The following is a 3005-nucleotide window of genomic DNA, read 5'->3' on the forward strand; positions in this document are numbered from 1 at the left end:
GCCGACATCCTCGTCGTGCCCGATCTCGAATCCGGCAACATGGTCGCCAAGCAGCTCGAATACCTCGCTGACGCCCTGATGGCCGGCGTGGTGCTGGGTGCCCGCGTGCCCATCGTGCTCACCAGCCGTGCCGATACCGCAGAAACCCGTACCGCATCCTGTGCAATCGCGCAGCTGATGGCCCATAAACGTCGCCAGGGAGTCCGTCTGTGAAAGCTGTTCTCATCCTCAACGCTGGTTCGTCCAGCCTGAAATTCGCCCTTTTCCCGATGACCCCCAAGCTGGCCGATATGCCACGCCTGTCGGGTCAGGTGGAAGGCATCGGGGCTGAGCCGCTGATGTCCGCCCGTGACACCAACACCGGCGAGCGCTTTACCGAAGCCCTCGCCGTCCCGCCGGACACCGATCAGAACGGCCAGCACCGCCTGGCGCTCGAGTTCATCTTCGAATGGATCAATCGCCACAGTCCGGGCGTCGAGATCGTTGCCGCCGGCCACCGCATCGTGCATGGCGGCGACCACTACGGCGCTCCGGTCGTGCTGACTCCGGAAGTCGTGGCCGAACTCGAAACCCTGATTCCGCTCGCCCCCCTGCATCAACCCCACAACCTGCGGGCCATCAAGTCGCTCTTCAACCTGATGCCGGAAGTCAAACAGGTGGGCTGTTTCGATACTGCCTTTCACCGCACCCGTCTGCCGGTGGCCGAACGATTCCCGATTCCCCGCGCGCTCTTCAACGAAGGCGTCAAGCGCTACGGTTTCCACGGGCTGTCCTACGAATACGTGGCGCGCCAGCTGCCGGATCTCCTCGGCGAGGAAAAATCCCGCGGCGCCATCGTCATCGCCCACCTCGGCAACGGCGCCAGCATGTGCGCGCTGCGCGACGGGCTGTCCCGCGACACCAGCATGGGCTTCACCGCAGTCGACGGCCTCATGATGGGCACCCGTACCGGCAGCCTCGATCCCGGCGTGCTCCTGTACCTCCTCGAACAAAAGGGCATGGATGCCAAGGCGATCGCCAGCCTGGTCTACAAACAGTCGGGTCTGCTCGGGGTTTCCGGCATCAGCCAGGATATGCGTGTCCTGCTCGAATCGGACGAGCACTCGGCCAAGGAAGCCGTCGAGTTGTTCTGCTACCGCGCCGCCTGCATGGTCGGCCAACTATCGATGGCTTCCGGCGGCCTCGAAGCGCTGGTATTCACCGGTGGCATCGGCGAACACGCCGCGCCGATCCGCGCCCGCATCGCCGAATGGCTGGAATGGACCGGTCTGCATCTCTACCCCGCCGCCAACCTGCGCCACGCGACCCGCATCCACACCAAGGACAGCAAGGTCGAAGTGCTGGTCGTGCCGACCAACGAGGAATGGATGATCGGCCACCACGCGGTCAATCTGCTTGGACTCAACTAATTGACCCAACGCGGTAAGTCGTAAAGGGCGGTCGGCCAGACGACCGCCCTTTTTCGTGCCGCCCGACATGACGGGCATCGGCTGCCGCATGTCCATTGAAGTATCGGGCTGGCGCTACCCGCTCAGGCGTGAAAGCGGCAGATTGCCTCTTCGAGCGAGCGACCGAGCGTCCGAAGGCATTCAGCCTGCTCGGCGATATCGCTCACAGCCACACCGTTCCGGTCGGTCGCATCTGCAATTGCAGCCACCCGCTTGGCGATGTCCTCGATGGCGTGCGACTGCTCGACGAGCGCCAGATTGATCTCCGAAGTCGTGCCGACCACCGCGTTCGCCGAATCGCGGATGCCCTGGATGACGTCACTGGCCGAGTTGATGTGGGAAGTGTCTTTGGAGACGTGATCGACCATCACGTGCATTTTCTCGACGGATTCTTTGGTCCCCGCCTGAATCCGTCCGATCACCGCACCGATTTCGGCGGTCGCCCCGCTCGTCCGTTCCGCCAGTTTGCGCACTTCGTCGGCAACGACGGCGAAACCGCGCCCCTGCTCTCCGGCACGGGCCGCTTCGATGGCGGCGTTGAGCGCAAGCAGATTGGTCTGGTCGGCGACATCCTTGATGACCTGCACGATTCCCGATATCTGCGCGGTTTCGTCGCCGAGTTTTTCGATCGTCAGGGCGGTGTGTTGCACAAGCTCGACGGTTTCACGCATCTCGGCCAGAGCGCTTTCCAGACTCACGACGCCATTGCCCGCCATTTGGCAAGATTGTTCCGAGGCCGCCTTCGCGTCGAAAGCACCGTCCTTGACCACCGCAATGCTGGTTGAACTTTGCTCGATGGCGGTGGCGATTGCGGCCGTGGAGTCGCTTTGCAGGTGGGTGGCCACCTTCAGATTGGAAGAGAGCCCGATCAAGCGCTCATTGGCCGAATTGATTCCGGCAATGCCGTTGCGCACCCGTCCGACGATATCCTCGAAACTTTCCAGAAGCGCGTTGAAGGTCGTGGCGGCAGCGGCGATTTCGTCTTTTCCGGTGATCGCGACACGGAGCTTGAGGTTCCAGGTCCGGGCGATTTCACCCATGGCGCGCTCGAGCTGCCCGATGGCCTCGACAACACGCCGGCCGGTTGCGACCGAGAGCCCGAGCTGAAGCGCCGCGGCAATCGCAATGCCGGCGATCAGGCCGTTCCGGACGCGTTCGTACATGCTTTCCGAGCGCTCGACATTGGCGCGGCTTTCTTTGGCGCCGGCCGCTTCGGCGTTTTGAACCAGCGTATTGATCGCCTCCGAAATATGCCGATCCTTGCCTTTGACCAGCTTGTCGACGACTTGCGCGGCGTCGGGCCGCTCCGGGCTGTAGCTCTTCAGCGCCTCCCGATAAGCCCGCCCCAATTCAAGGTGTTGACTCGCGATCGCCTTGAGCTCGGCCACTTGCTCGCCCGGCATGGACGGATCGTTCAGGACATGTTCGAGATGCGCCTGGACTTTCTTTTCTTCATCGCCGAACTGCGCAAGATATTTGTCGAAGCTGTCCTTTTCATGCCCGCGCAACAGAATGTTCTTCCACTCCTGAACCTGGGTCTTGAAGGCGATCTGCGCC

At 62.6% G+C, this 3005-nt stretch carries 3 protein-coding genes; 2 read left to right on the forward strand and 1 reads right to left on the reverse strand.

Translation table 11 applies throughout. The annotated features are described in order from the left end of the window. Together Q1M07_RS09190 and Q1M07_RS09195 are read left to right on the forward strand one after the other, a co-directional pair. A partial coding sequence (locus tag Q1M07_RS09190; protein ID WP_300453230.1) for a phosphate acyltransferase occupies nt 1-213 on the forward strand: 213 nt, incomplete at its 5' end. Beyond that, nucleotides 210-1409 carry an acetate/propionate family kinase gene (locus tag Q1M07_RS09195; RefSeq protein WP_300453232.1) on the forward strand — a complete coding sequence of 400 codons (1200 nt, stop codon included), beginning with the start codon at nt 210-212 and terminating at the stop codon, nt 1407-1409. The genes Q1M07_RS09190 and Q1M07_RS09195, both read left to right, overlap by 4 nt. Before the next feature lie 122 nt (nt 1410-1531). Here the strand turns inward: Q1M07_RS09195 and Q1M07_RS09200 are convergent. After that, nucleotides 1532-3005 (reverse strand): methyl-accepting chemotaxis protein (locus Q1M07_RS09200; protein ID WP_300453234.1); only part of this gene is annotated, 1474 nt, incomplete at its 5' end.

This window comes from Accumulibacter sp., from assembly GCF_029255285.1.
Lineage (GTDB): Bacteria > Pseudomonadota > Gammaproteobacteria > Burkholderiales > Rhodocyclaceae > Accumulibacter.